At 62.9% G+C, this 6,151-nt stretch carries 5 protein-coding genes and 2 pseudogenes; 2 read left to right on the forward strand and 5 right to left on the reverse strand.

Annotation, left to right across the window (positions count from 1 at the left end; genetic code table 11):
• Window positions 1–8: 8 nt before the first annotated feature.
• Window positions 9–1,067, reverse strand: coding sequence for an AI-2E family transporter (locus F2P45_RS28825; RefSeq protein WP_166881655.1), 1,059 nt, complete (start codon window positions 1,065–1,067; stop codon window positions 9–11).
• 150 nt (window positions 1,068–1,217) lie between these two features.
• Here F2P45_RS28825 and F2P45_RS28830 point away from each other — a divergent pair, with 150 nt between their 5' ends.
• Window positions 1,218–1,949 (forward strand): hypothetical protein, encoded by a 732-nt coding sequence (locus F2P45_RS28830; protein WP_166881636.1) that lies wholly within the window; start codon window positions 1,218–1,220, stop codon window positions 1,947–1,949.
• A gap of 252 nt (window positions 1,950–2,201) precedes the next feature.
• On the opposite strand, the gene F2P45_RS28835 is transcribed toward F2P45_RS28830, so the two are convergent.
• The 3 genes and pseudogenes from F2P45_RS28835 to F2P45_RS37560 form a co-directional block, all read right to left on the reverse strand.
• Window positions 2,202–2,651 (reverse strand): HNH endonuclease domain-containing protein, encoded by a 450-nt coding sequence (locus F2P45_RS28835; protein ID WP_166881656.1) that lies wholly within the window; start codon window positions 2,649–2,651, stop codon window positions 2,202–2,204.
• A gap of 156 nt (window positions 2,652–2,807) precedes the next feature.
• A pseudogene (locus F2P45_RS37555) lies at window positions 2,808–3,095 on the reverse strand (DUF8808 domain-containing protein); the annotation flags it as partial.
• A gap of 1 nt (window position 3,096) precedes the next feature.
• Window positions 3,097–3,978, reverse strand: a pseudogene (locus F2P45_RS37560) (class I SAM-dependent methyltransferase); the annotation flags it as partial.
• A gap of 233 nt (window positions 3,979–4,211) precedes the next feature.
• On the opposite strand from F2P45_RS37560, the gene F2P45_RS28845 reads away from it, so the two are divergent.
• The gene (locus F2P45_RS28845) at window positions 4,212–5,117 is read left to right on the forward strand and encodes an ADP-ribosylglycohydrolase family protein (RefSeq protein ID WP_166881658.1); all 906 of its coding nucleotides are present in this window, start codon (window positions 4,212–4,214) and stop codon (window positions 5,115–5,117) included.
• A gap of 72 nt (window positions 5,118–5,189) precedes the next feature.
• Here F2P45_RS28845 and F2P45_RS28850 read toward each other — a convergent pair whose 3' ends face one another.
• On the reverse strand, window positions 5,190–5,927 hold the full coding sequence (locus F2P45_RS28850; protein ID WP_166881659.1) for an NUDIX hydrolase: 738 nt from the start codon (window positions 5,925–5,927) through the stop codon (window positions 5,190–5,192).
• Window positions 5,928–6,151: the final 224 nt, after the last annotated feature.

Raw genomic sequence — 6,151 nt, forward strand, 5'->3', positions numbered from 1 at the left:
AAACAGCGTCAATCCGTATGAAACTCGCTGGCCGACGCAAACAAATCCCACGACGCAATGAACAGCGCCGCGACCACCGGCCCGATCACGAACCCATTCAAGCCGAACAGCGCCATGCCGCCCACCGTGGAGAGCAGCACCACATAATCCGGCATCTTGGTGTCCTTGCCCACCAGAATCGGGCGCAGGATGTTGTCGACCAGGCCGATCACGATCACGCCGAAGGCGATCAGGGTAATGCCTTCCCAGACCGAACCAGTGACCAGGAAATACACCGCCACCGGCGCCCACACCAGCGCCGCGCCAATGGCCGGCAGCAGCGACAGGAAGGCCATCACCACGCCCCACAGCACCGGCGCCTGCACGTCCAGGAACCAGAATATCATGCCGCCCAGCGCGCCTTGCGCAATCGCCACCAGGATGTTGCCCTTGACGGTGGCGCGGGTCACGGCCGTGAAATTGTTGAACAGGCGCTGCTTGTACTTGCGGCTCAGCGGTACGGCGCCGCGGATGCGCGCCGCCAGCGACTGGCCGTCACGCAGCAGGAAATACAGCAGGTACAGCATGATGCACATGCTGACCATCAGGTCGAAGGTGTAGCTGCCCACATTGATGGCCTGGCGCGCCACGGTCTGGCTGACCTGCGAGGCGGCTTCCGTCATTTTCTGCTGTAACTTCGACAGCGTGCTCAGGTCGAAGCGTTCCAGCAGGTTGACGGCCCACTGCGGCAGCGCGCTCATGATTTTCTTGAAGTAGTTGCCCACGCTCATGTCGCCGGAGCGGACCATCTCGTACACGCTGGCCGCCTGGTCGACCAGCGACACGGCGATCAGCGCCAGCGGCAAAATCACCATTATCACGATCGACAGCAAGGTCAGCAAGGCCGCCAGGTTCGGCTTGTTATTGGTCTTCTTGAGCAGCCAGCGGTTCAGGGGCGCGAACAGGATCGCCAGCACCACGCCCCAGAACACGGCGCCCGCATAGGGCGCCAGGATCCAGCCGAAGCCGATGGTGACCACGGCGAGAAGAAGCAGAAACGATTTTTGCTGGAGCGTGAACTGTTGCATAGGAAGTTGGCGATATGAATTCGATAATTGCAGTAGGCCCATCATAATCTATCCCACGGCCCGGGTGCGTGCGTTGGGATACGCAAGCGCATCAGCCGCGGGCCGGCGTTGGCATCACTGATAGAATACGGCGACCTTCTGGGCCCGCACATGACCAATATCGACATCAAAAAACTCACCACCGCGATCCTGTTCGCCCCGCTGCTGGCGTTTGCGGCGGCGCCCGCCCCCGGTATCGACGCGCGCCATGGCAGGGTGGATGTCGCGGCGGGCGCGCAAGGCGCCGATCTCTTCGTCGCCGGCAAGAAAATCGCCAGCATCGGCGCAGCCGGCGCTTCCCTGTTTCCCCTTGCCTCCATGGGCGAGCGCGACTATATCGTCGTGCAGGCGCAGCGCGCCGCGACGACCTGCAAGAACGCCTATCTGCTGCTGGAACTGTCGGACGCCGCGCCCAAGCTGTCGAAGGAATTCGGAAGCTGCCGCGACTTTGGCGGCGGCGGCATGTCCGGAGCCGAGCCGGTAGTGCATCTGAACGACCGTGCGGAGCCGCAAGCCGGCGTGGAAAGTTATCAATGGAAGGATGGTGACGTGATCATGGCGTTCGAATCGCCCAGCCTGTGCAGTGCGAACGGGTTCCTGGCCCAGAAAAACGCGCAGCCACTGAGCGCGCCGCTGTCGAGCCGTGTTGCGGGCAGCGGCCGCCTGCAGTTCCTGAGCGCGCCCGATACCAACTGCGCCATGCCCGGCGTGTTCGTGGTGCCGGGCGACAGCGTCAGCACCAGCCTAGCCTATGGCGGCTATGTCTATGCCAACTACACCAATCCCAGGAGCGGACGCAAAGTCCAGGGCTGGGTACCGCGCGCCCGCCTGGCGGAGCGCTGACACCCGCCATGGAAAGCGGCTTCCACCGTCACCCCGAGCGCTTCTCCGGGAATGCGCAGGGGCCTTTCCATACCACCGAACGAACTAAGCAAGTGCGCAGAAATCACAGGAATTCAGGCGCACTTACCGCACTTACTTAAGTTGCTTCGGGTCCGCGCGACCACATCATGTAGTTGCAGTGTCCGATGGATATGGCATAGCCGAGGCAGAAAAGAGCGAGGCGTAAAGGTGACACGATGGTTTCCCGGTAAGTCAATTCAAATAGGTCGGGTCCAGCGCCCGCCGGGTCTGCTGCCGGTCCGCAGGCGCGGCCGGCGCCGGCGGTGGCATGCGTTTCGGTTCCCATGGCAGCAAGCCCTGGTCCTTTGCCAGGCGAATCCGGTGCACCTTCATCGCATCGATAATGTCCGACGCTTGCGCGCTGCCGCTCAGCATGGGCAAGCTTTGCCCCGCTTCGAGAAAGAAACGCTTGCTGGCATCGTCATCGGCGGACAGAAACGCGTCGCTCCACCAGGTCGTGATGCAGTCGCTGGCGCGCTCCAGCGCGCCCTGCGTTACCAGGCGGTTGGATTTCTCGTTATTGATTTTTTTGGATGCGGGCATCAGGTTCCAGGCGTCGCCGCAAGGCCAGGCGGCGAAGGGAAAGCAGTGGTCGACATCATAATCGTTGCGCAGGCGCTGGCCGGACCAGACGCAATACACGGGTTTTCCGGCTTCCCGCATGCGCGCGACGGCGGCGCGCGCAATACGCGTGTCGCGTTCCGGATCGGCCCAGGCCAGCAGGGCATGCGTACGCTGGCGAATATCGGGCAGGCGCCTGGCCGCATACGCCTCGATCAGCCGTACCCATTCCGATACCAGCACCGGCTCGACCCAGACGTTGTAACGGGTGAGCGCTTGCCAGATCTGGAGCGGTACGCGCAACTCGCCGAAGCTCCACAGGAATGGCTCGTCGATCACCAGCGTCGACGGCGCCGCCGTCTGGCGCAGCGCATGAATAGCGAAGATTGATTCGCTGCCGGCGGGCCAGCACAAATACTTTGCCGGCATCAGGCGAATGGTGCGGGCAATCTCCCACAGGCTGCGGTGCAGGTGTTTGGCCGTATCGCCCCCGAACACCGCGCCCACGCGTAATTCGGCAGGCATGGATCATGCGCAGGGCATTGAAACTGTCCGTCACAAAACCGGGTTTGGTGCCGGCGCGCGATGCCGGCATTTGCGGCAGGCCGCTTTCGATCAGCGGCTTGTACATGCGCATCCAGAACAGCGCGGCCAATCCCATCGGCACGGCCACATAATCGGCTTCATGGCGCGCGGCGCCGCCCGCCGCATCGGCCATGCGCGCCACGATGCGCAGCAGCGCGATCTTGTAGGTCGACGATTTTTCGTCGATCAGCACCAGGTGGCGCAGCAGGGGCAGGGCGCCGAGGCCATCGTCCGGAAGGCCGAAGACGGCGCTGGTCCATGCGATGCCGGGCCGTCCGAGGCGGTCGGCGCTGTCGGTCGCGCGCAGCAGGCGCAGGCCGAATTGCTGGGCGTGGGCAGACAATTCGTGCAGCGTGACCTGGTGCATGGCGCGCGCGGTATCCGGTTCGCCCAGGCGCAGGCTGATGGCAATGCGCCCGCTCGGCGCGAGCATGGTGGCCAGTTTGCGCAGGGCGCGGGCGCGTGCCGCGGGTGGTACATGCATCCATACCGCCGACAGCAGGATCAGGTCGAACGTCAGTCCCAGCCGCCTGACCTGGGACAGGTCGGGCAGCGAGTCGGATAGCCAGTGAATGTTCTGTGACCCGTGCAGCGCGCGCGCCTGGGTGCGCATGGCGTCCGACGGTTCGACGGCGACGACATCGTATCCGTGCCGGGACAGCCAGGCGGCATCGCGCCCGGAGCCCGCGCCGACGTCGAGAATCGTCGCACCGGGGGCCGGCAGCAGATCGATCAGCCCCGCATGAACTTCTTCGAACGACAGCGATTCGTATTGCGTGACCAGTTCCTTGGCGTTTTGCTCGTAATGCGTGAACTCGGTCATTGGGCTTGCTGCTTATTGTCGTGGTTTGACCGATAATACCACCTCAGCCAAGTGGCAATGAAAGGGCCGGCTCAGCGAGAAGTTAATGCATTTTTCATGGGTCGGCTGATGACATCGGCCGGGTTCAAGCGACGAATACGTACTGTAAAATATGGCACCATCAATCTTCCGAATAGAAATTTCTGCCATCCTGGCGGTTCGCGTGTTCCTTGTTTAGTTATTGGTAATCTCTGATGAGTCCATTTTCCCGCGCACTTGCATCACTGGACGGCCTGTCGGCCGGCGATGCATTCGGCCAGTGCTTTTTCCAGCTGGTCGATCCCGACGCCGATGTGGCGGAACGCCGCTTGCCGCCGGCGCCCTGGCATTACACCGACGACACCGAAATGTCGCTGTCGATCCTGGCCGTGCTCGCGCAGCGTGGCCGGATCGACCAGGACCTGCTGGCCGGCAGCATGGCCGCGCGCTACGATTACGACCGCGCCTACGGCCCGTCGATGCACCGGGTGATGGCCCGCATCAGCAAGGGCGAGGATTGGCGCGACGTTGCCGCCAGCACCTTCGAGGGGCAGGGCTCGTGGGGCAATGGCGCGGCCATGCGCGCCGCGCCCCTGGGCGCGTTTTTTGCCGACGACCTGGCGCTGGCGGCTGCGCAGGCGGCGCTGTCGGCCGAAGTAACGCACGCGCACGCGGAAGGCGTGGCCGTGGCGCTGGCCGCCGCGCAGGCGAGCCGTCTGCGCGCATGCGCGACGTTGCCGGCCTCCCGCGATTTTCTCGAGAGCGTGCTGGCGCTGCTGCCCCCAAGCGAAGTGCGTTCGCGCATCGTGCGCGCGCAGTCGATCGGCAGCGTGAATTCGCTGCAGTTTGCGGTCTCGATTCTCGGCAACGGCATCGGCATGGCGGCGCAGGATACCGTGCCGTTTGCGCTGTGGTGTTGCAGCCACCATCTCGGTAATTATGAAGAGGCGCTGTGGCTTGCCGTCAGCGCCGGCGGCGACCGCGATACCATCTGCGCCATCGTGGGCGGAATCGTGGCCTGTAGCGCCGGTGCGGCAGCCATTCCGCACGAGTGGAAAGGCCGCCGTGAGACGCTGCCGGCCTGGCATCTGCCAACCGGGACGGAGCACGACGTGCGCTGAGCGTAACAGTAGCTGGCGAAGATGCTTACGGAGCACCGCCGGCATCTGGTGGCGGATCGGACAGCATCACCATCACGCCCCCATCGTCCTGCTGAAAAACACGGTCGGCTGCCCGCTGCGAATGCGGTACAGCTGCGCCGGACGATTGCTGCCATGGCGCTGCTTGCCGGTGATTTCTTCCAGAAAGTCGCCTTCTTTCACGCGCTTGCGAAAGGCGCTTTTGTCGATTGGCCGCCCGAGCACGATTTCATACACGCGCTGCAAATCGGACAGGGTGAATTCCGGCGCCAGCAGGTGCGCCGGCAGCGAGGTGTATTCGACCTTGTTGCGCAGCCGCTGGATTGCCGTTGCCAGGATCACGCCGTGATCGAACGCCAGTGCCATGTCCACCCCGGCCGCGCCGACCGGATGCCAGGAAGCGGCATCGGCTCCCGCTCCGTGCTGCAGTTCGATATGGCTTGATCCGATCAGCGCAAAATAGGCGAACGTGGCCGACCAGCCGCGCGGATCGCGCGTGCTGCTGCCGAAACCCTGCAATTGCTCGAGATAGGGCGCCGTCACGCCGGTCTTTTCGCGCAGCTTGCGCAAGGCCGTTCCGTCCAGGTCGGGGTCGTTGCGGATGTCGATAAACCCGCCGGGCAGCGCCCATTGCCCCTTGGCCGGATGGGCGCCACGGCGCACCAGCAGCACGTGCAAGGCCTGCTCCCGGACCGTGAAAATGACCAGGTCGACGCTGGTCAATGGCACATCGAATGCGTGGACGTTGTAGCTGGCGAGATATTCCTGTTCAGTGAGATCGGCATTACCCATCGTTGTCCCCGTTGTCGCAAACGCGGATTCTATCACTTTCGCGTCGTTAGTTAAAAAGCACAACTAAGTTAGTTGTAATTTACTACTAAGTGATTTATGCTAGCCTGAATTTTGCATAAAAAAGGGCAAGAATGCCGTAAGTGATTGATAAAATGTGAGTTATCTAGAAACACAGCTATCAACAAAAACGCCACCTTGCCCGACATGAATTCTACCTCAGAGCA

The organism is Massilia mucilaginosa, assembly GCF_011682145.1.
GTDB classification, from domain to species: Bacteria; Pseudomonadota; Gammaproteobacteria; order Burkholderiales; family Burkholderiaceae_D; genus Telluria_A; species Telluria_A mucilaginosa.